The sequence below is a fragment of the Bradyrhizobium sp. IC4059 genome, assembly GCF_020193615.1.
GTDB classification, from domain to species: Bacteria; Pseudomonadota; Alphaproteobacteria; order Rhizobiales; family Xanthobacteraceae; genus Bradyrhizobium; species Bradyrhizobium yuanmingense.
Genome location: NZ_JADYVH010000005.1, coordinates 482,556 through 504,103 on the forward strand (window position 1 = coordinate 482,556; position 21,548 = coordinate 504,103).

At 64.8% G+C, this 21,548-nt stretch carries 19 protein-coding genes and 1 pseudogene; 6 read left to right on the forward strand and 14 right to left on the reverse strand.

Annotated features, from left to right (window positions below):
• Positions 1-76: 76 nt before the first annotated feature.
• On the forward strand, positions 77-1,498 hold the full coding sequence (locus I6F12_RS18860) for an MFS transporter (protein WP_225156984.1): 1,422 nt from the start codon (positions 77-79) through the stop codon (positions 1,496-1,498).
• A 123-nt stretch (positions 1,499-1,621) separates the two neighbouring features.
• A complete protein-coding gene (locus I6F12_RS18865) occupies positions 1,622-2,071 on the forward strand; it encodes a PEGA domain-containing protein (RefSeq protein WP_036025610.1) in 450 nt (149 codons plus the stop codon).
• Between the two features lie 76 nt (positions 2,072-2,147).
• Here the strand turns inward: I6F12_RS18865 and clpA are convergent, their stop codons facing one another.
• Positions 2,148-4,556, reverse strand: a complete 2,409-nt coding sequence (gene clpA / locus I6F12_RS18870; protein WP_036015184.1) for an ATP-dependent Clp protease ATP-binding subunit ClpA — start codon at positions 4,554-4,556, stop codon at positions 2,148-2,150.
• A 286-nt stretch (positions 4,557-4,842) separates the two neighbouring features.
• The gene (gene clpS, locus I6F12_RS18875; protein ID WP_036015195.1) at positions 4,843-5,175 is read right to left on the reverse strand and encodes an ATP-dependent Clp protease adapter ClpS; all 333 of its coding nucleotides are present in this window, start codon (positions 5,173-5,175) and stop codon (positions 4,843-4,845) included.
• Between the two features lie 479 nt (positions 5,176-5,654).
• Between clpS and I6F12_RS18880 the strand changes: the two genes are divergently transcribed.
• Entirely contained in the window at positions 5,655-7,310 is a 1,656-nt protein-coding gene (locus I6F12_RS18880; RefSeq protein WP_225152419.1) for a TadE/TadG family type IV pilus assembly protein, read from the forward strand.
• A gap of 73 nt (positions 7,311-7,383) precedes the next feature.
• Here I6F12_RS18880 and I6F12_RS18885 read toward each other — a convergent pair whose 3' ends face one another.
• On the reverse strand, positions 7,384-7,722 hold the full coding sequence (locus I6F12_RS18885; RefSeq protein WP_011087913.1) for a phasin family protein: 339 nt from the start codon (positions 7,720-7,722) through the stop codon (positions 7,384-7,386).
• A 386-nt stretch (positions 7,723-8,108) separates the two neighbouring features.
• Between I6F12_RS18885 and I6F12_RS18890 the strand changes: the two genes are divergently transcribed.
• Positions 8,109-9,959, forward strand: coding sequence for a D-alanyl-D-alanine carboxypeptidase (locus I6F12_RS18890; protein WP_225156985.1), 1,851 nt, complete (start codon positions 8,109-8,111; stop codon positions 9,957-9,959).
• A 232-nt stretch (positions 9,960-10,191) separates the two neighbouring features.
• Here the strand turns inward: I6F12_RS18890 and I6F12_RS18895 are convergent, their stop codons facing one another.
• The 4 genes from I6F12_RS18895 to I6F12_RS18910 all read right to left on the reverse strand — a co-directional run bounded on the left by I6F12_RS18895 (position 10,192) and on the right by I6F12_RS18910 (position 14,001).
• Complete coding sequence (locus tag I6F12_RS18895; protein WP_109143484.1) at positions 10,192-10,917, reverse strand: DnaJ domain-containing protein; 726 nt, start codon at positions 10,915-10,917, stop codon at positions 10,192-10,194.
• A gap of 69 nt (positions 10,918-10,986) precedes the next feature.
• A complete protein-coding gene (locus I6F12_RS18900; RefSeq protein ID WP_109143483.1) occupies positions 10,987-11,736 on the reverse strand; it encodes a hypothetical protein in 750 nt (249 codons plus the stop codon).
• Between the two features lie 144 nt (positions 11,737-11,880).
• Positions 11,881-12,741 carry an alpha/beta fold hydrolase gene (locus I6F12_RS18905; protein ID WP_036015213.1) on the reverse strand — a complete coding sequence of 287 codons (861 nt, stop codon included), beginning with the start codon at positions 12,739-12,741 and terminating at the stop codon, positions 11,881-11,883.
• Positions 12,742-13,077: 336 nt separating this feature from the next.
• Complete coding sequence (locus I6F12_RS18910; RefSeq protein ID WP_036015216.1) at positions 13,078-14,001, reverse strand: division plane positioning ATPase MipZ; 924 nt, start codon at positions 13,999-14,001, stop codon at positions 13,078-13,080.
• 281 nt (positions 14,002-14,282) lie between these two features.
• Between I6F12_RS18910 and panC the strand changes: the two genes are divergently transcribed.
• Entirely contained in the window at positions 14,283-15,134 is an 852-nt protein-coding gene (panC, locus tag I6F12_RS18915; protein WP_225156986.1) for a pantoate--beta-alanine ligase, read from the forward strand.
• Here panC and I6F12_RS18920 read toward each other — a convergent pair.
• The 4 genes from I6F12_RS18920 to I6F12_RS18935 form a co-directional block, all read right to left on the reverse strand.
• A complete protein-coding gene (locus I6F12_RS18920) occupies positions 15,131-15,571 on the reverse strand; it encodes a DUF1489 domain-containing protein (RefSeq protein ID WP_036015220.1) in 441 nt (146 codons plus the stop codon). The two genes, panC and I6F12_RS18920, sit on opposite strands and share 4 nt — an antisense overlap.
• A 42-nt stretch (positions 15,572-15,613) precedes the next feature.
• Complete coding sequence (locus tag I6F12_RS18925; RefSeq protein ID WP_225156987.1) at positions 15,614-16,615, reverse strand: hypothetical protein; 1,002 nt, start codon at positions 16,613-16,615, stop codon at positions 15,614-15,616.
• Positions 16,616-16,770: 155 nt separating this feature from the next.
• Positions 16,771-16,974 (reverse strand): hypothetical protein, encoded by a 204-nt coding sequence (locus tag I6F12_RS18930; RefSeq protein ID WP_085969273.1) that lies wholly within the window; start codon positions 16,972-16,974, stop codon positions 16,771-16,773.
• Between the two features lie 275 nt (positions 16,975-17,249).
• A complete protein-coding gene (locus tag I6F12_RS18935) occupies positions 17,250-17,912 on the reverse strand; it encodes a glutathione S-transferase family protein (protein WP_036025622.1) in 663 nt (220 codons plus the stop codon).
• A gap of 74 nt (positions 17,913-17,986) precedes the next feature.
• On the opposite strand from I6F12_RS18935, the pseudogene I6F12_RS18940 reads away from it, so the two are divergent.
• A pseudogene (locus I6F12_RS18940) lies at positions 17,987-18,381 on the forward strand (DUF599 domain-containing protein); the annotation flags it as partial.
• A gap of 946 nt (positions 18,382-19,327) precedes the next feature.
• On the opposite strand, the gene I6F12_RS18945 reads toward I6F12_RS18940, so the two are convergent.
• From I6F12_RS18945 to I6F12_RS18955, 3 genes are all read right to left on the reverse strand, one after another.
• Entirely contained in the window at positions 19,328-20,167 is an 840-nt protein-coding gene (locus I6F12_RS18945; protein ID WP_225156988.1) for a hypothetical protein, read from the reverse strand.
• A gap of 49 nt (positions 20,168-20,216) precedes the next feature.
• Positions 20,217-21,035, reverse strand: a complete 819-nt coding sequence (locus I6F12_RS18950) for an aldo/keto reductase (RefSeq protein WP_225156989.1) — start codon at positions 21,033-21,035, stop codon at positions 20,217-20,219.
• A gap of 186 nt (positions 21,036-21,221) precedes the next feature.
• Positions 21,222-21,539, reverse strand: a complete 318-nt coding sequence (locus tag I6F12_RS18955) for a helix-turn-helix domain-containing protein (protein WP_225156990.1) — start codon at positions 21,537-21,539, stop codon at positions 21,222-21,224.
• Between the last annotated feature and the right edge of the window lie 9 nt (positions 21,540-21,548).

Sequence of the window (21,548 nt, forward strand, 5' to 3'; positions counted from 1 at the left end):
CTATCGCGGCCCTGCCCTGTTGGCGCAATACTCGGCATGTGGCCGAGTCCGATTCGCCAACGATACGCCGCTCACGATGTCGACAGTCACCATTGAGCATGCCGACGGCCTGCCGCAGCCGCAACGCAATCAGGCGGTGCTGACCATTGCGCTCGGCATCGTCATGGCGGTGGTCGACAGCACCATCGTCAATGTGGCGCTGCCGACGATCGCGGCCGATCTCGATGCGACCCCGGCCTTGTCGATCTGGATCGTCAGCGGCTACCAGCTCGCGATCACGATCTCGCTGCTGCCGCTGGCTTCGCTCGGCGAGATCGTCGGCTATCGCCGCGTCTATCTGGTCGGGTTGGCGCTGTTCACGCTGGCCTCGGCCTTCTGTGCGCTGGCCCACACGCTGCCGCTGCTGACGATCGCGCGCATCCTCCAGGGCTTTGGCGCGGCCGGCATCATGAGCGTCAACGCGGCGCTGGTGCGTTTCACCTATCCGCGCAGCCTGCTCGGCCGCGGCATCGGGCTCAACGCGCTCGTCGTCGCCTTCTCGGCTGCGATCGGCCCGACGCTCGCCGCCGGCATCCTCGCGGTCGGAAGCTGGCCCTGGTTGTTCGCGATCAACGTGCCGCTCGGCGTGGTGACACTGGTGCTGGGCCTGCGCAGCCTGCCGCACACCAAGCCCGCGAGCCGCTCCTTCGACTGGCAGAGTGCAGGGCTGTCGGCGATCACGTTCGGCGTCGGCATCGCGGCGGTCGACAACGTCGGTCATGGCGAGGCCGCGATCACCTGTCTCGTGCAGTTTTCCATCGCGATCGCCGCGGGTGCGCTGCTGATCTATCGCGAGACTCACATGACCTCGCCACTCTTGCCAATCGACCTGCTGCGCATCCCCGTTTTCGCGCTGTCGATTGCGACCTCGATCGCATCGTTCTGCGGGCAGATGCTGGCCTTCGTCGCGATCCCCTTCTATCTCCAGAGCCGCTTCGGCTATTCGGCCGTGCATATGGGCCTGTTGATCACGCCATGGCCGATCGCATTGGCGTTTGCGGCCCCTCTCGCCGGCCGCCTGGTCGAGCATTATCCGGCCGGCCTGCTCGGCGGTATTGGGCTCACGCTATTCGCCTGCGGCCTTGGCGCGCTGGCCTTCCTGCCGGCGACGCCAACGCCGCTCGACGTGATCTGGCGGATGGCGCTCGCCGGCGCCGGCTTCGGTCTGTTCCAGACCCCCAATAACCGCACCATGATCGCAGCCGCCCCGCGCGAGCGCGCCGGCGGCGCCAGCGGCATGCTGGGGACGGCGCGCCTGCTCGGCCAGACCACCGGAGCGGCGCTGGTGGCGCTGTTGCTCGGACGGTATCCGCTTGAGGGGACCAGGCTGGCGCTCCTTGTCGGCGTTGGATTTGCGCTGTGCGGCGCGATGCTGAGCATGCTGCGGCTTTCCACTGCCGGCGCGCGCGGTGCCGAGCACGTCCGAGTGCAGGACGATCAGCGCCTGCGGGGTGAATAGCCGGACCCGACCCGGTTCGCGCGTAGTCGTGCACAACCTCCGCGTGGCTTAACTATTCGGAGCAATGGCCTATTGCCCTCCCGCCCCGGTTGCGCATAGTGGCGGTGGGACAAGGGGCATTTCATGCGTTCATTTGGAATTGTGGCGCTCAGCGTCATGCTGGGCGGCTGCGCGTCGGTCACGCGCGGTACGACGGAGAATATCAGCATTTCATCGACACCATCAGGCGTGGAAGCCGTCGTCAGCGGAATGGACGTTCCGACCACCTGCACGACCCCTTGCTCCGTGGTCGTCAAGCGGAACGCCGACATCTCGATCACCTTCCAGAAGGAAGGCTATCAGCCGCAAATCGTTCCGCTCAGCCGGGACGTCCAGACGGGCGGAGCCGCGGGTTTTGCGGGCAATCTCCTGTTGGGCGGTATCGTCGGCATGGGCGTCGACGCAGCGACCGGAGCCGCGACCGATCACAAGCCGAATCCGGTCATCGTGACGATGCAGCCGTCGGTCCCGCACGCAGCACCGCGCGCACCGAGAAAGCCGCGGCCACCGCGCGAACCGCAGGCCGGAACGTAAGGCCTCCTCGCGCAGACATCGGTGCAAACAAAAAGGCCGGCTTTGCAGCCGGCCTTTTCGATTTCATCACTGCCGATCAAACCTTGACCAGCGGCCCCTTGGAGGTCGGCCCCTTTGAGCCGCCGGGGCCACCCGGCTTGGATTTGCCCGGCGGGCGCTTGCGGGTGCCGGGCAGCTTCTCCTGCTTCGGCGTGACCGGGCCCTCGACGAATTCGAAGCCGATCTTCTCCTTGGTCTCGTCGGCCTCGTCCTTGACAAGGACGACGCGAACGTGGCCGCCACCCTTGAGCTTGCCGAACAGCACCTCGTCGGCCAGCGGCTTCTTGATGTGCTCCTGGATCACGCGCGCCATGGGACGTGCGCCCATCTGCTCGTCGTAGCCGTGCTGGACCAGCCAGGCCTTCGCCGGCTCGGACAGCTCGATGGTCACATCGCGGTCGCCGAGCTGCGCCTCGAGCTGAAGCACGAACTTCTCGACCACGGTGCCGATCACCTCGACGCTGAGATGGCCGAACGAGACGATGGCATCGAGACGGTTGCGGAATTCCGGCGCGAACTGCCGGTTGATCGCCTCGTGATCGTCGCCTTCCCGCTTCGACCGGGTGAAGCCGAACGCCTGCTTGGCGAGATCCGCCGCGCCGGCATTCGTGGTCATGATCAGGATCACGTTGCGGAAGTTGACCTGCTTGCCGTTGTGGTCGGTGAGCCGGCCGTGGTCCATGATCTGGAGGAGCACGTTGTAGAGGTCGGGATGCGCCTTCTCGATTTCGTCGAGCAGCACCACGCAATGCGGATGCTGGTCGACGCCGTCGGTGAGCAGGCCGCCCTGGTCGAAGCCGACATAGCCGGGAGGCGCGCCGATCAGGCGCGATACGGTGTGCCGCTCCATGTACTCGGACATGTCGAAGCGCAGCAGCTCGACGCCGAGCGTCGCCGCGAGTTGCTTGGCGACCTCCGTCTTGCCGACGCCGGTGGGGCCAGAGAACAGATAGCAGCCGATCGGCTTCTCCGGCTCGCGCAGGCCGGCGCGCGCCAGCTTGATCGAGGCGGCGAGCGATTCGATCGCCTTATCTTGCCCGAACACGGTGCGCTTCAAGGTCTGCTCGAGATGCTTGAGCACCTCGGCGTCGTCCTTCGACACGCTCTTCGGCGGGATCCGAGCCATCGAGGCGATCGTGGTCTCGATCTCCTTGATGCCGATGGTCTTCTTGCGCTTGTTCTCGGCGACCAGCATCTGCGCCGCGCCGGACTCGTCGATCACGTCGATCGCCTTGTCGGGCAGCTTGCGGTCGTGGATGTAGCGCGATGAGAGCTGCACCGCCGCCTCGATCGCCTCATTGGTGTACTTCAGCCGGTGATAGTCCTCGAAGTACGGCTTGAGGCCCTTGAGGATCGCGATGGCGTCCTCGACCGTCGGCTCGTTGATGTCGATCTTCTGGAAGCGCCGCACCAGCGCGCGGTCCTTCTCGAAGTGCTGGCGATATTCCTTGTAGGTGGTCGAGCCCATGCAGCGGATCGTGCCCGAGGCGAGCGCGGGCTTGAGCAGGTTCGAGGCATCCATCGCCCCGCCCGACGTCGCGCCCGCACCGATCACGGTGTGGATCTCGTCGATGAACAGGATGGCGTTGGGATGCGCCTCGAGCTCCTTGAGCACCTGCTTCAGGCGCTCCTCGAAGTCGCCCCGATAGCGCGTGCCGGCAAGCAGCGTGCCCATGTCCAGCGAGAACACGGTGGCCGCCGCCAGCACCTCCGGCACTTCGCTGTCGACGATGCGCTTGGCGAGCCCTTCTGCGATCGCGGTCTTGCCGACGCCGGCTTCACCGACGAACAGCGGGTTGTTCTTCTGCCGGCGGCACAGCACCTGGATCGCGCGGTTGATTTCGGAATTGCGTCCGATCACCGGATCGATCTTGCCGTCGCGCGCCTTCTTGTTGAGGTTGACGCAATAGGTCTCGAGCGCCTCGCCCTTCTTCTTGGCGTCCTCGTTACCCTTGGTCTCGGTCTCCTCGTCGACGCCGCGCACCGGCCGCGCCTCGGAGACGCCCGGCCGCTTGGCAATGCCGTGGCTGATGTAGTTGACAGCGTCGTAACGCGTCATGTCCTGCTCCTGCAGGAAATACGCGGCATGGCTCTCGCGTTCGGCGAAGATCGCGATCAACACGTTGGCGCCGGTCACCTCTTCGCGACCGGACGACTGCACATGGATCACCGCGCGCTGGATCACGCGCTGGAAACCGGCGGTCGGCTTGGCGTCGTCGGCGCCATCCGTCACCAGGTTCTCGAATTCGGTCTCAAGGTAGTTGACGAGGCTCGTACGGAGCTTGTCGAGATCGACGCTACAGGCGCGCATGACGGCGGCTGCATCGGAGTCGTCGATCAAGGAGAGCAAGAGATGCTCGAGCGTCGCGTATTGGTGATGACGCTCATTTGCGATCGCCAGCGCACGATGCAGGGATTGTTCAAGGCTTTGGGAAAAAGTCGGCATTCGCGTCCTCTATGGCCCCCACCATCATGATCGTCATCGCCCGGTCAGGCAACAACAACCTTTGTCACATATAGTTATACAAGACCGCGGCGAAAGACCGGTTCCGCGACTCGGCGGCGACACACTTGCGGCATTTTCGATGCAAAACCCGTTCCGATTTGGGCGGGATCGGCGCCGGCGCAGAATTCCGTAGTTCTGCCGGCTGCAGCCCACCGCGCGCAGCCGCAACGCGACAATCACACTGCGGCTTGTACAAGAGCCGGCTTCAAACGCGCCGCAAGCCGTCTTACTTCTTTTCCATCACGCACTGCAGCGGGTGCTGGTGCTTGCGGGCGAAATCCATCACCTGCGTCACCTTGGTCTCGGCGATCTCGTAGGTGAACACACCGCACTCGCCGATCCCGTGATGATGGACGTGCAGCATGATCTTGGTCGCAGCTTCGATGTCCTTGTTGAAGAACTTCTCCAGCACGTGAACGACGAACTCCATCGGCGTGTAGTCATCGTTCAGGATCAGCACGCGATACAGGTTCGGCCGCTTGGTCTTGGGCTTGACCTTGGTGATGACCGACGTGCTCGGACCCGAGGGAGTACCCGAACGATTGTCGTCATTGCTCATGCGAGGCGCGTCGGCAGCGGCTGGCGCGGACAGATCGAGGCTGGAAGTCAATTGCAGCATGGCACAGGCGTTCAAATTCCCCACGGAAGCGAATGGCGGTCACCGCGCGACCCCACCCTTCGGAGCCTGGCGCAGGCGCGCCGCCTTGGATCGCCGCTCCCGGCAAATGCGGTCGAGGCCGGATCGCTCGCCAGCAATATGGCCCTGCCCCCGGCCCGCCGCAAGCACGCGGGGGTTCAGCCCATGCGGTCGCAGCAGTCCCGATTCCCGATCCGGGCGATCCTGATCAGGTTAATCAATCCGGAGCGATTTGACAAAAATTTCCGCCCGGCACGTTTGGAACGTGTTGACCAGGAACCCGGCCGTTAACCCGGCTGCGACGGTTTTCCGCAAAACGCTCCGTTTTTCTACGGTCCAATTTACCTGCCATTCAATGGCATGGCGCGAAATCGGGCAAAACACAGATTTCGGGGATCGTCATGTCTGGTCTGCCCCTCGTCAGCCGCCTTGGTCGACAACTCGCCCGTTTCGCAGCGGCCGAGCAAGGCAATATCGCAGTGATCTTCGCCATTGCGCTCGTTCCAGTGCTGGGTTTTGTCGGCGCCGCGCTGGACTACAGCCGGGCCGTCCACGCACGCACCTCGCTGCAGTCTGCGCTCGATTCCGCAGCATTGATGGTCTCCAAAGACCTCACCAACGGCATCATCTCGGAGTCCGAAGTTGAGGCCAAGGCAAAATCCTATTTTAGCGGTCTCTATACGGGTCGCCCCGGTTTGGTCTCGACCGCAGACATCCATGCCACCTACACCCCGAAGGATTCCAATGGAATTTCGAACGTCGTGGTCACCGGATCGGGCGCCATGCCGACCGATTTCATGAAGATCGCGGGCTTTCCGACGCTTGGATACAATGGCAGTTCGACTGCGGCGTGGGGAAATACGCGCATGCGGGTGGCAATGGTCCTGGATAACACGGGATCGATGGCCCAGAACGGCAAAATGACGGCCATGCAAGCCGCGGCCAAGGACATGATCACCACCTTGTCCAACTACAACAAGCAGACGGGCGACGTTTACATCTCGATCATTCCATTCTCGAAAGACGTCAACGTCGGCACGACCAATGTCAATGCCTCATGGATCAACTGGACTGAATGGGAGGCCGAGCCTCCGATCCTCGTCAACAACAAGTCCAGCGCCTTCAATTCGGCCATCGGCGGATCGAACTGCCCCTTTTCGTACTCCACCCACGGCTTTGTCTGCATGGATCGGCCGGCCACGTTGAGCGGCGCCAACACCACCAGCAAGATACCGTCGACCGGCACCTATGCCGGTTACATCTGTCCGAGCAGAGACAATGGCAGCAAGATCTCAGGCAAGTCCGGCATCTACTACAACGGCTGCTACACCACCGCCACCGGGGCGAGCGCAAGCTGTGGATCGAGCACGAGTTGCACCTGCACAGGGAGCGGCTCGGGCAAGATCTGCCATCTCTGGCGCGGCGACGGGACCACAGCAACGGCTGCGGCAGCACCGGGTCACAACACCTGGACCGGCTGCGTGAACGACCGTGATCAGGACTACGACACCAAGAACTCCGCACCCGGTTCGGGCAGCGGGAGCCCCTCCTCGCAGTTCTATGCCGAGCAGTGGTCGGGTTGCCTTCCAGCCACCGTGTTTCCGATGAGCAATCAGTGGCAGACGCTCAAGGATCAGATCACGGCGATGTCGCCGAGCGGCAATACCAACCAGGCCATTGGTCTTGCCTGGGGTTGGCAATCCCTCAGCACGACCAACCCGCCGATCGCGGCACCGGCCAAGGCCAGCAACTACGTTTACAAGGATTATATCGTGCTGCTGTCTGACGGCTTGAATACCCAGAACCGCTGGAGCACCTCCCAGTCCGCGATCGACGCCCGCCAGGCGATCCTCTGCGAGAATATCAAGGCGGACAAGGCAAACCCGATCACGATCTTTACAATTCAGGTCAACATCAACAATGCGGACGCGAAATCTCAGGTATTGGAGAAATGCGCAACCGACGGGAACTTCCAAATGATCACGAGTTCCGCTCAAACTTCGGACGCGTTCAAGAACATCCTGACGCAGATTTCCAAGCTGCGCGTCGCGAAATAGTCCGATCAGCATCCGCAAATGAAAAGCCCGGCCAACTCGGCCGGGCTTTTGCTTTCAGGCTCGTACCAGTGCGTCAGTTCGCGGCCGGGGTGAACTTCGACACGATGGTCTCGACCGGCTTGAACGCCTGCTTGGCGAGGTCGCTGTAGAGGCCGGCGATCTTCTGCGATTCCGCGACGAAGGTCTCATAGGCGGAACGGGCAAAATCGGTCTGCGCTTCCATCGCCTTGTCCAGCGACTTCACGCCGGAAAGCTTCTCGACGAAGGACTTGGTGTCTTCGAACGACTTCTTCGTGTAGTCGCCATAGGCGCTGGCGATCGCCTGGAGGCCGTGCTGCACCGAGGTCGCGGAGGCAACGCACTGCTCGAACTGCTCTTTCCCGTAGCTCTGGAAGTCTTCAACCTTGAACATTTCGGAATCCTTTTCCCTGGCTCGCGTCGGGAAGCCCCGGCTCCCTGACTCCGCCCAAAATTAGTGCAACGCACAAAAAAGTCAAGAATCTTGTGCGTCGCACAAATCCGGCGCAAATCGCAGAGACTCCCGGGGTTTCCCGCAAGGGTTCCTTAAGCTTTTGGAAACCGGGCCACCCTACTTTGATTCCCTGGACGTGGTCACTTCCGCGAGCGGCCAAAAGCCGTTTGAGAACATCACCTTAGCCAGAACAGCGGCTCGGGTCCAACGTCCCCCGCGGTCAACACCAGCGGAGGGACAGCCTGAGCAGGTAATGATCCCGGGTCCGTCGGGCACAATTTCGCCTCACGAGCCGGTGATCAAGTCAGAAACGGGGACGGGGTTCCATGCTTCGTAAAAACTTGTCTGCCTCGCGCTGGGCGCGGGTTGGCGTTTTCGGGCTTCTTACGGTCACCACCGCAGTCATCTTCACCACCGACGCAGCCGAGGCGCGGCGCCATCGTCGACATTATGCGCACCACCGGGTGCAGCACGACGTGTCCGAGAGCTCCAGCTCGAAATTCGCGTCCATCATCATCGACGGCAATTCCGGCGCAGTGCTCCAGGCGACGAGCCCTGACGCGATCCGCCACCCGGCCTCGCTGACCAAGATCATGACGCTCTATCTGCTGTTCGAGCGCCTCGAATCCGGCAAGATGAAGCTCGACACCGAAATGCCGGTGTCCAAGCACGCCGCCGACCAGGATCCGACCAAGCTGAATCTGCGTGCCGGCCAGACCATTCGCGTCGAGGACGCGATCAAGGGCCTAGTCACCCGTTCGGCCAACGACGCATCCGTGGTGATTGCGGAAGCGATCGCCGGTGACGAGGACGACTTCGCCCGGATGATGACGCGCAAGGCGCGTTCGCTCGGCATGTCCAGGACGGTCTACCGCAATGCCAACGGCCTGCCCAACGACGAGCAGGTCACGACCGCGCGCGACCAGGCCACGCTGGGTCGCGCCATTCAGGAGCGCTTCCCCCGCTACTATCGCTATTTCGCAACCTCGACGTTCAATTGGCGCGGACAGTCGATCCGCAACCACAATCGCCTGCTCGGCAGTGTCGAAGGCGTGGACGGCATCAAGACGGGCTACACCCGCGCTTCCGGCTTCAACCTCGTCAGCTCGATCCGCCGCGGCAACCGCCACCTGATCGGCGTGGTGCTCGGCGGCCGCAGCGGTGGCTCGCGCGACGCCATCATGCGCAACCTGCTCGCGGAGAACATCGAAAAGGGCGCGACCGTCCGCACCGTCGCCGCAGTCACGGAGCGCAACGGCACTGAAGCCAACGTCGATGTCGCCGATGCCTCGGATACGCCGGCACGGCCGGCCCTGCCGGTCCAGGCCGCGGCGGCCCCTGCTCCCGAAGCCGCCCCTTCGCGCCTTGCCTCGCGTCTGTCGACGCTGGCCGCGGCGACTGCGGCGATGCCGCCCGCTCACTCCAAACCCGAAGCTCGGCCGACGGAGTCCAAGGTGGAGCCGGCGCCGCTCACCAACGGCGTGATCTCGAGCCAGCCGCTCTCCATCATCCCCGGCTCTTCCGAGCCGATGAAGCCGGTTCGGGTCAAGACCGTTCAGGTCAAGGCCGGCGCCGTGAAGGTAGCCTCCGCGGCTCCGGCCCAGGGTGGTGTCCAGGTCGTTGCGCCGCCGGTCACCAGCACCGTCCCGCCCCGTTCCGAGGTCGCGGAAACCTCAGGTGCCGTCGTCGCCAGGGCAGATCTCATCAACAAGCCGGAGGCGGTGAGCCAGCCGGACGCGCCGAAGGCCGAGATGGCCCGCACCGAACTGCCGCGGCAGCCGGCGGGCTTCGGCACCGGCAACGGCATTCTCGGCGTGCTGCCGGCGGCAACCGCCGCCGCACCGGCTCCCGCCGCTCCGAAGCTCGCCTCGGCCGACCCGGCGCCGCACCCGATCCAGATGAGCGCCACCACCAAGCCCGCCGTCACCCACAGCGGCTGGATCGTCCAGGTCGGTGCGCTCGAGAGCGAGAACGAAGCTCAGCAGCGCATCGATGCGGCCCGCAACTCGGCCCGCGGCCTGCTCAGCAAGGCGGACCCGTTCACCGAGGCGGTCGTCGCCAAGGACAATCGCAAGCTTTACCGCGCCCGCTTCGCCGGGCTCGAGCGCGATCAGGCCGAAGCCGTCTGCCGCACCTTGAAGCGTGCCGAGATCTCCTGCATCACCGTTCGCAACTGATTTCCTTCTCCGCTCCAGACCAAATGCCCGCGCCTTGCGCGGGCATTTTCGTTTTGATGCGGCGGTGATGCGCAGGCTGTTCCGGACAAGGCTGTTCCACGACAACCTCTCGTCAAGGATTTACGGTTAAAACTTTGCTCAAGGGGATCGACCACGCCGACAAGGGCGGGCGACGGCAGACAGAGCAAACGGAGCTCACGCGGTACGGGCGTTTGTAGCGTTGGTGCCGGAGTTAGCCGTTATGCGTGCGAAGCAGAGTATCCTTGGCCTCGTTTACCCGGGCAGCGAGATACGTCGAGCCCCCCTGGTCGGGATGGAGTTTCTTCATCAGGGATTTGTGGGCCCGGCTGATGTCGTCGCGCCCCGCTCCCGGCTGCAAGCCAAGGATCTGATAGGCTTCCTCCGCCGTCATTTTGCTGCTCGCCGCCGTGCGGCGCTGCCGCCCTGCCGTATCGCCCTGCGCGTTCTGACGCCAAGCGGGAAACCGGCGGTCCAGATAGCTTTCAAGTAGGGCCACGCTCTCGGCGTCGAACGTCGGGACCATCGCGAGCAAGCCGGCGAGATCGAATTCGTCGAGATTGCGCCCGGCATGAGGCCCCGCAACGATCTGGCCAGAAAGCTGGCCGGAATCGTGGTCGAGCCGCATGTCCAGGAATTGCGAGCGCACCCGCGAGGCCTGCCCGGACGGGCGCGTCGCACCGCCGCCGAACAGCCCGCCGACATTGCCGAAGCCGGCATTCGCGAGTGGTGTCCAGCCGAGCAGGCCCGCGCCGAAAATTCCGAGCGGGATCGCAACCGCCAGCTCGCCGCGCAAGCCGGTGAAGGCCGCAACCACCAGCGCCAGCACGCCGCCGCCGAACTTGAGGGTGCGCGCCAGCACCGCTGGATTGGCGGAGCGGAACATCTGGAGCAGCAGGTACAGCGTGATAACGGCGACAGCGCCGGCGATCAGGGTCATGGCCGGAATATAGTCGTGCTGTTGTCAAAAAGCATGGCGCCCAGCGCCGCAAGCCGCACCGACCGGGCCCTATTTCATCTGGCTGATCAGCTTCGCCGCGCCACTCACGCTTCCAGCCAGCTTCAACAGCGCCTCACGTCCACCCGCGGCATAGGCCGCAGCTGCCCGCAACAGCTCGCGCAGCTGCGCTGCCGCACCGGGATCGAACCGGCACCAGGCACCGCCAGTCAGCCGCGCCATCTCGCGGAAGGCCTGTTCGGCGACCGCGTCATGGCCCTCCTGAAAGACGAATACGGGCACCTTGAGCATGCCGAGCTCGCCGGCCTTGGCGCAGAGCTCGTCGCTGTCTTCCTCCATGGCATCGCCGACGAAGACCACGGCCCGCACGCCGGATGCGACTGCCTCGCGCCTGGCCTCGCTCAGGACCTTGCCGATCTGGGTATCGCCGCCGCGGCAATCGATCTTGCTCATCAGCGTCGCCAGCCTGGCGCTGTCGGAAATCCAAGCCGTGGCTCGGCACTCGTTGAGGCCGCGATAATAGACCAGCCGGATGTCGAGACTGCCGAGCGCTGCGGTCTCGCGAAACATGTCGGCCTGGAGCGCGCAGGCCAAGTCCCAGGTCGGCTGCCGGCTCATGGTCGCATCCAGCGCGAAGATCAGCCGCCCCCTTGCGCCCGGGGCATGCGGCGAGAGGGTCCGCGCCTTGGCAACGAACGCGGCGATGTCTTCCGAGGTCGAGGTTTGCGCTTGCGGCAGCACGCCGTCTGCTCGCGCCGAGACGGCATCGCGGCCGCGCGGTTTGATGGGTTCGCCCGACATCGCAGCTACACCTTGCGTCAACAGCTAATGTGGTCAGCGCATGCGGCCCGGTCAATGCGCAAAGCCTCCGCAGGCGGGCGCCGGCGGAGGCTTTGCCAATTGGTGCAGCCTTGCGACGACGTCAGCTCGGTAAGCTCTTGGACGTCAGCTCTTGGCAGGAGCCATCAGGGCGACCGGGCCCGGCTCCAGGATCTTGGGCGGGGCGGACTGCGTGTCGACCGGTGCGATCTCGCTGTCGGTCGCGCTCAGGAACTTGTCGAGCATGCTCTGGATCGAGCTTTTCGCCACATCCGGACCGGTATCGCGCATGTCGTTGTGCTGGAACTCGGTCTTCACGACCTGAATGCCTGCCTGCTCGCATTCCTCGTCGGTTGGAATCACGCCGGCGTCGGCCTTGAACTGCGGATCCTGGGAGCGGAACGACAGGATCTTGAACTTGCCCGCGGTAACGAAGGGCACGCGCAGATTGTCGAGGGTGACGACCTTCTTGACCTCATCCGGATACTGCTTGGCGAAGTACATGGTGATGTCGCCGCCCATGGAATGGCCGACCATCGTAACCTTGTCGTAATCGGCGTTGGGCTGAACCTTCTTCATCTCGTGCACGGCGAGATGGATGTTGGCGACGCCGCGCAGGATCTGCGGCAGCCGGCCGACATAGAGCTCGCCGGGCTTGGTGACCATCGGAGGATCAGTCGGCAGATCGTGCTGCGGGCTCATGACCATGTAGCCGCGCGCAGCGAAGATGTTGGCGAGGAAGCCGTATTCGGTGTTCTTGACGGTGTTGCCGTGATTGATCACCGCGACGGGCAGCTTGATCATGCCGGCATTGGCCTGCATTTCCTTGTCGCGGCGCACCGCGATGGAAACAGGCACCGGACGGTTATCGCGCGAGGCATCGTAGAATGTGATGGTCTCGTGCTTGATCGCCCACTTGCTCGCCGTGAAATAGGCGATGCCGCAGAGGGCACTGACCGAAACCAGAACGGCAATTCCACGCTTCATTTTCGTCCTCAGCCTCAGGCCTAAGCGGCCTGAATCCCTGTTGAAAATCGTGTTCTCCGGGGCTCTTCGTCCCCTTGTCGCCTATTCCCTAATATATGTCACAGCAGCGTGACAGGAAGGCTAAATGTTGTGAATCGGCAGCCCTTTCATTGTGCGTTGCACTCGTTCGGTGAGCACCCCATTCTCATACCGCTACGTGAGGGTGCAGGTCCCTATTCGACGCAACCGGTCTTGATCGGGTTCGACTCGCGCAGGGTGAAAACGCGCGCGGCGCAGTCCCGGTTCCCGCGCCAGCCGAAGGCCCGGATCGGCCGGGAGTAGCGCTATACCGCGAGGTCAGGCGCCGAGGATATCGTGGACCTCGAGCGGCTTGTCGACCTGGCTGAACCACTCGGCCCGGTTGGCCGCGCGGCGGCGGCCGCGCTCGTCGAGCGGGAGCTTGAGCTGGCGGAGCAGGCTCGTCACCTCCTCCCGCGCAGTGAGATGGCCGAGATTGGGCCGCATGCCGAGCGTGGCCTCGTCGATATCGTCCAGGGCGGTCAGGCCGCGTGGGAAGAATTCGCGGTACACGACGCGCTCGGCGAAGCCGTCGACGTAGCGGAAGCCGAGCCGCAGCGACAGATCCTTCAGGCCCTCGGCGACGAGCTGCTTGTTGCGCGAGCCGAGCATGGAAAGGCGGTTGCGCACGACGATCCAGTCTGTGGTTGCGCCGTCGAGCTGGCGTCGCTTGCGCCTGACGTCACGAACCATCTCGGCGTAGTGGCTCTCGCCCGTCACTGCGTAAGTCGCGGGATCGACGGTGCCGAGCACGTCGAAATCGAGGAAGCTGTCGTTGATCGGCGTGACCAGGGTGTCGGCCATCGAATGCGCGAGCCGCATCAGATAGCTGTCGGTGCCGGGCGTATCGATGACGATGAAGTCGAAGCTGCTCTCGACCGCGGAGACGGCTTCCATGAACTGCTGGAACTCGGAATTCTCGTTCTCGGCAATCTGCATGGTCTCGCCGAGCTTGATGCAGCGATGCACCGGCAGCTCGAGGTCGAGCTTGGTACGTTGCGCCCAGGCGGACCGGTTGCCGATGTAGCGCGTGAAGCTCTGCTGGCGACAATCGAGGTCGATGGTGGCGACGCGCTGGCCGGCCTTCAGAAGTGCAACGGCGATGTGCAAGGCCGTGGTCGATTTGCCGGAGCCGCCCTTCTCGTTGCCGAGCACGACCACGTGCGCCGAGCCGGATTGGCCTTGGCTAGCCTGCACAAGCATGGCGATCCTCAACACCCCTTGCGAATATCTTCGAGTTGACCGCGTCAGCGGTCAAGTGAAATGCGTGACAGGAAATGCAAATTGCAACGCGCCGTTCTCACGATGTGTCGCGGCGCCGTCTTTCGTCTGTGATCCAGCCCACAATGTCGCGACGTTCTACGCCGCCTTGCGCGGGATGCTGTGCCGCATCCGGATGCATGGCGTCCACGATCTCCGCTTGTTAAGGTTAGCCGCCGGGCGCGACGCCCGCACCTGCGCCGCTTCCCAATCGTCGAGTCCCAATGTCAGCAAGCCCATTGATCGCCCGCACGGTCCCCGCCCTGCGACGCGCCGTCGACAATCTCCGCAAGCGAAAGGCCACGATCGCACTGGTCCCGACCATGGGGGCCCTCCATGACGGGCATGTGTCGCTGGTTCGCCTCGCCAAGCGGCGCGCCAGCCGCGTCGTGGTGTCGATCTTCGTCAACCCGACCCAGTTCGCTCCGACCGAGGATTTCGGCGCCTATCCGCGCACCTGGAAGGCCGACATCGCCAAGCTCGCGGCCGAGGACGTCGATATCGTCTGGCACCCGAGGGTCGCGGCCATGTATCCGGAGGGGTTTGCCACCCGCATCGCGCCGGAGGGGCCGGCGCTCGCCGGCCTCGAGGACCGCTTCCGCCCGCACTTCTTCGGCGGTGTCGCCACGGTCGTCGGCAAGCTGTTCACGCAAGTCCGGCCGGATGTCGCGATCTTCGGCGAAAAGGATTTCCAGCAATTGCGCGTGGTGACGCAGATGGCGCGCGACCTCGACCTCGGTGTCAAGGTGATCGGCTCCCGCACCGTGCGCGAGCGCGACGGACTCGCGATGTCCTCGCGCAACGTCTACCTCTCGCCCGAGGAGCGCCAGACCGCCATTGTCCTCTACCGCGCCATGAGAGAGAGCGCCGGGCGCATCCGTGCCGGCGATTCGATCGCACCGGCGATGGCCGGCGGTGCGGACATGGTCAAGGCGGCCGGCTTGGTGCTCGACTATTACGAGGTCCGCCATGCCGAGACGCTGACACCGGTCACCTCGCGCAAGGACGGCCCCTTGCGGATCCTGGTCGCAGCCAAGCTCGGCACCACCCGGCTGATCGACAATATGGCTGTTTAGAGCAGTCCGAGGTCACGCAGCTCGCGCCGCATCGGCTCCGGCATCGCCGCAATCGAGCCGGCCGCTGACTTGCCGAGATCGGCCGGCACGGAATCGTCGGTCAGATAGCGCCAGCCCTGGAACGGGCGCATCGGCCGCGGCGAGACCGAGATCACTTTCGGCTGCATCACGATCCGGCAGCGCCCGATGCCGTCCTTGTCGCGGAACGGCTCGATGCCGATGATCTTTTCCCGCGCGGCGATCTCGCCCTTGATCACCCAGTAGAGCGAGCCGCCGGCGAGGATCTCGGCGTCGCGCTTGGGCACCATGCGCGTGATGTGGATGTGATGTTGCGGCAGACCCTTCTTCTTGGCGGTCTGCATCCGTTCGGCCACCCACTCCTTCAATTCCTTGACGGAGTCGCAGCCGACGGCGAGCTTGATCAGATGGAGTGGCATGCCCAAGCATTAGCCGGGCAACCCAGCATTTGGAATGCCGATCTACTCGTTATCCGCAGGCGCGGGAGCGGCGGTCGAGGCCGGCGGCGGCGCGAGCGGAACCGGCGCCGCAGGCGCACGCGCAGCCTTTTGGGGCGGCGGCTTCTTCGCAGCCGGCGGGCTCGATGCCGGAGGCGCTGCGGCCTGTGCGGAGGCCGCGGCCGGCGCACGCGGTGCTGCCACCGCATTTGCGGCCGGCGCGGCCTGGCGCGTCGCCGCCGTGGGCTCCGGATTCATGATGCTCACCGGCGGCGTCGAGGACGCGCTCGGGAACTCGGCATTGGTCGGCCTGCCCGTCGGCATTGACGGCGGCAGTCCGGCGAGCGCGGCGTTGGCGGGCATCGCCGCTGCGGCTGCTGCGGGCGCGTTCCAGGTCGGCGCATAGCGCGCGACCAGGGTCTCGTAGAGATGGGAGTCCATGTTGGCGGCAACCTGCTGCTGGTCGGTCAGCGAGCGGAACGCGGCGCAATCGAACTGCGTGCAGCCGTCACGCGCCACCAGCACATGTGCAACGAGACCGTAACGATCTCGCTCGAGCGACTTGCGCAGCACCTTCATGTCGAGGGTCAGGCTCTTCTCCGCCGTGGCGACATCGCCGAGCGCGGTCAGGCGGTCGATCCTGGCGGCGGTGTAGGAGACCGCCGCGGCCGCAGCGTCAGGCGCGCCGAACAGGGCCTTCTCGCAGCCGGCGCCAACGGCATCGCCGGCGAGATCGTCGAGACAGGACAGCGCAGGCAGACTCGCGCTCACCACAGCCTGCGCGCGCGCCTCGGCCGGAGCGGACGGCGCGTCCGGTCCATAGAGACGCACCGTGGCTGCGCCGGCGATCGCGATGGATAGCAGGGTAATGACGGTCAGCGCGCCGTTCGCGACCGATCTGTCGGCGCGCAACAGCGTGATCAGCAGAATCAATCCGAAGAATCCGGCAGCCGCCAGCGTCATCCAAATCGGGAAGGCCGGCGAGAGCCAGATTTGGTCGAGCGAAGTGGCCCATGCCCAGTTCATGCGCGACGTCCCCTCACGCGAGCAAAGAGCGGATGGTCAAGCGAGCACCGCGAGTCGGCAACTGCCCCGCCCACCCTTGTGAAGGTGAAGCGGGCCTTTTGACGGCGGCAGAGTACAATTCCCGGGAGGCGCCTATGCACTGACGGCGTCGGCCTTCAGGAGAGCGCGAGCTGGCTTTCCTTGGCGACGCGCTCGAAGGCTTCGGTCGAGCTTTTGATCCGATACTGGCAGTCGTCGCCTTCGGTCGGGAGCAGACGGATGACCTCATACGCGCCGCTCGCAGCCGGACGCGCGACATTGCTGGCCGTGAATAGGACGCGCGTTCCCACGGGGAATTTGTGCTTCAACACCCTCTCCATTACTCAAACAGCGCCCGCCTCGCCCAGTGTCCCACTGCGAGGGCCGGCCGGAAACCCGGGCGGCTGTATAGCACGCGTCCGATGCTTTTGGCCAGCGCCATGCCGGCATGGCCCGCGCACAATTTTTGCAGTTATTTCAGGATGATAACGGGACAGCCGGTGGGGCGATGGTACCGGCGGAGCTGCTTATTCCGCCGACCTGTCGCAGGCCTGTCGCACCCTCCTCCCGATCGGCTGGCGTCCCCGCCTCCGGCCGGCGCCGGTCGGACTGCCGCTCAGGCGTCCTCGAACTTGGCGATGACGAGCGTTTCGGCCAGTCCATCCCGGGTCCATTCCTGGAACGCCGGCAGCGCCATCATGGTCTCCATGTAGGCCCTGGTGTCCGGCGCCACCTCGATCGCATAGGTGCGGAAGCGGTGCACGACGGGGGCATACATGGCGTCCGCCGCACCGAAGCGGCCGAACAGGAACGGTCCCTGTGCGCCATAGCGGGTGCGGCACTCGCGCCAGATCTCCTCGATGCGCGCGATGTTCGCCTTGGCATCCGCCGACAGCGCCACGGCGCGGATCGGCCGGTGCAGGTTCATGCCGCATTCGTTGCGCAGCGCCACAAAGCCGGAATGCATTTCGGCGCATACCGACCTGGCATGCGCGCGCGCGGCGACGTCGTCAGGCCAGAGCTTCGCTTCCGGATAGCGCTCGGCGACGTACTCGATGATGGCAAGCGAATCCCACACGGTGACGTCGCCGTCGACCAGCACGGGCACCTTGCCGGCGCGGCTGAAGGACAGGATCTGCGCCTTGTCGGCGGGATCGTCGGTGTAGAGCGGGATCAGCGTCTCCACGAACGGGATGTCGTTGGCGCGGAGCGCGAGCCAGGGCCGCATCGACCATGACGAGTAGTTCTTGTTGCCGATCGCGAGTTTCAGCGCAGCCATGTCACTGGTCCTTCGTTGAGTCCTGCAGTTGCAGCCGCTTTTAGCGCCATCGCCTGCCGCCAATCAATCGTTGCTCGCCCGCTTTGTGGGAGCTGAAATGCGTCGGCCTCGTGCTGATTTGCGTCTACGCCTTCTTCAAATTCGCCTGGGCCTATCGCCTGTTCAACTATGTCGCGATCCTGTTCGGCGGTATGCCGCCAGCCTCACAGCGCGACACCCCCGAGGCCGAAGCCCACGTCATCCGCACCTCGCGCCTGTTCGAATCCGCCGGCCGCCACTTCAACCGCGGCCAGCGTGCCTTCTTCTTCGCGCTCGGCTATCTCGGCTGGTTCGTCAGCCCCTGGGTGCTGTTCGTGACCACGGCAGCGGTCGTGGTCGTGACCTGGCGGCGGCAGTTCGCGTCCAGCGCCTGGGCCGCGATGGCACCGGGGCGGTGGATGGTGGTGAGGGGAGGAAGCGAGGGCATTGAGCCACGTGTCCCGGACAAGCTGCAACGCGTGAAGCGTTGCGGCGCAGAGCCGGGACCCAGCGCCACACGGATTGCTCGGAGGCATGGGCCCCGGCTCTGCAGCGCATCGTCGAACCGGACGATGCTTCGCATCGCCGGGGGGACGCTGCGCTGCGTCCGGGGCACGAGATCAGATCACAGACAGGCCTTCGCGATCTCGCGGCTGCTTCGCCCGAGCTTTGCTTCGTCTCGCCGCCCTCATAGCCAAGAGGGCGCAGGGAAGGCCGGGTGCCGGCGGCACCCGCGGTCCGCTGCGCTAGAGCACACGCAGGAAGAACCGCACAGCAGCATACAGGTGAAGCCCAACACACGGCCTTCCCTGCGCGATGGTCGGACGGCTTATGCCGCGCTCTCCCGGGAGCCGAGTTCCCTTTGGCCTCCCTCACTCCCGCGAAAGTCACCGGCACCGCGCCGGTTGACGCGAGGGCCGCATTCGCCAGAGCTTGACCGTAGCAACGACGGCCAGGACCACACGGTTTTGCCGTACGCGCGGTTCGTTGGCGCCGCAGGGTTCGACGGCGTTGTGCACGTTGCCATCGAAATGCCGGCGCGACGAACCTGACAGCGCCGCTCGTCCGTACGAAGCCTCGGGGCTCACGGAGAGCAATCCGCCCTGCCCTCAGCTCTCGTACACGACGCTGCCGCGTCCACCGCAAGCCCGGCTCGCGACAATGACGACCTCATGGTCGCCCCTCGAGATTGAGCCGGGTTGGGCGACACATACGTCATTTCCGAATTTCGGTAAAGCGGAATATTTTAGAGCGGGCAGGTTGACAGAGAAGCGAAACACCCTGCTCTCGTAGCCCGGATGGAGCGCGAGCGTAATCCGGGACAATTCGAGCTGCCGGGCGAGCAGCCCCGGATTACGCTTTGCTCCATCCGGGCTACACGACTACACGACGACGCGCTATCCGCCGAAATCCTTCGGGCTGAACGGCAGATCCAGCACCTTCCATTCCCCGTACAGATTGGCCGGCAACATCTTGTAGGGTTGGCAGTTCTGCAGCGCGCTCGTTGCGGACTTGACGATGGCCACGCCCTTGGCGGACGGCGGCGCCTCGATCAGGATGGGCTCGCGCGCCAGCGTGCCGTCGGTGGCGAACACGGTGCGCAGCTTGACATGAACGTTGTCGGTCGGTGCGACGCCGGGCGGCAGCTTGGCGCAGCCGCGCAAGTGACGGCGAAGCTCCGCGATGACCTCGGGCGGAAGCTTCGCAGCGATTGAATCGTTGGCATCCCCGCCGTCGTCCTTGGCGCCTTTCGGCTCGACCGGCAATTCGGGCGGCAAGCCCAGCATGACCCCGTACTTGATGGTGACGTCCGGTTGCGGCGTCTGATAGGCCGGCGGCGGCGCGGCCTGCGGCGGCGGCTGCGCGTTGGCCTCACGCTCCTTCGAGGCCTGCGGCTGCTTCTGCTGCGGCTCGGGCGAGGCCTGCTGTGATGGCGATGGTGCTGCCGCCTGCGGCCTGGCCGCAGGCTTCGATGCTTCCGCCTTGTCGGTGATATCCGGCTTCGGCAGCTTCAGATCGGGGAGCGGCTCTGGCGGCTTCGCCTCTTCCTTCTTCTCCTCGGCCTTGGTTTCCTCCTGCTTCACCTGCTCCGGCGTGACGATGTCGACCGCGACGGTTTCGGGCGGCTGGCTATGAAACGGACGGACCTCGCTGATCACGATGATCAGCGCCACCAGCGTCAGATGGGCGATTGCCGAGGCGGCAATGTCCGTCCGTATGATCTTCCCCAGTTCCATCGACCGATCTTGGGTTGCCGCCGCGGTCCTAGCATACCCCGGGTCCCTCTCAATCCCATTTCGGGGCGAAGCCAAAGTCGGTCAGGCGTCCCTTCGGATTGGCGAGCGCGGCGATCCGGTCCATCTCGTCTTCCGACAGCTCGAAATCGAAGATCTCGATGTTCTCCGACAGGCGCTCGATGCGCGAGGTGCGCGGGATCGCAGCGACATTCTGCTGCACCAGCCAGCGCAGGCAGACCTGCGCCGCCGTCTTGCGGTGGACGCGACCGATCTCGGCCAGCGTCTGGTCGGACTTGATGCGGCCCTTGGCGATCGGGCTGTAGGCGACGAGGGCAAGGCCATGCTGGTCGCAGGCTGCCCTCACCTTCGCCTGATCGAGATAGGGGTGATACTCGACCTGGTTGCAGACCAGCGGCTCCGCCGACAGCGCGACCGCCTGCTCGATCAGTGCCACGGTGAAATTGGAGACGCCGATGTGGCGGGTCAGGCCCATCGTCTTTGCATGCGACAGCGCGCCCAGCGTCTCCGCGAGCGGCACATGAGAATTGGGCCAGTGCAGCAACAACAGATCGACCGAGGGAAGCCGCATACGAGCGAGGCTCTCCTTCACCGAGCGTTCGAGATCATGGGGTGCGAAATGGTTGGTCCAGACCTTGGTGGTGAGGAATACGTCGTCGCGGCGCACGCCGGAGGCGCGCAAGCCGTCGCCGACCTCGCGCTCATTGTCGTAGACCTGCGCGGTGTCGATATGGCGATAGCCGAACCGTAGCGCCTGCTCGACCACGCGCGCGGCCGGCCTTCCGCTCAGCTCCCAGGTTCCGAGACCGATCGCCGGAATCCTTGCGCCATTGCCCTCGACGAACAGCATGAGGAATCTCTTCCGTTGCGACAGCCCCAGACGTCATTATGGACCCGGTCGATGATGCTGCCAACGGAAGCCGCGGCAGCCAGGCAGAATATTCGATGCAGGCCTAACGGGAGGTTGTGCGTCAGGCCTCGGCGTCAGGCCTTGGCGTCAGGCCTTGGCGTCAGGTCTTGGCGTCAGGTCTTGGCGTCAGGTCTTGGCGAGCGCCTGGAACACCGTGTCGGGGGCATGCGCGATCACCGTGAGCAGTGCGCGGGCCGGGCCGCGCGGGGCGCGCTTGCCCTGCTCCCAGTTGCGGATGGTCTCGACGGGAACGCCGAGCCTGGCGGCGAACTCCATCTGGGTCAGGCAGGCGCGCCGGCGCAGATCGCGCACCGCGAGCGGGCCGCTGTCAGCCGGGGCGGCATTGGCCGTCGGCTGAACCGAAAGCGGCTGGACCGGAAATTCCTGCCCATTCCGCAATTCGACGATCCGTCCGTCCGCCTTCAGCCGCAACCGCATGCCCATTCCCCCAAG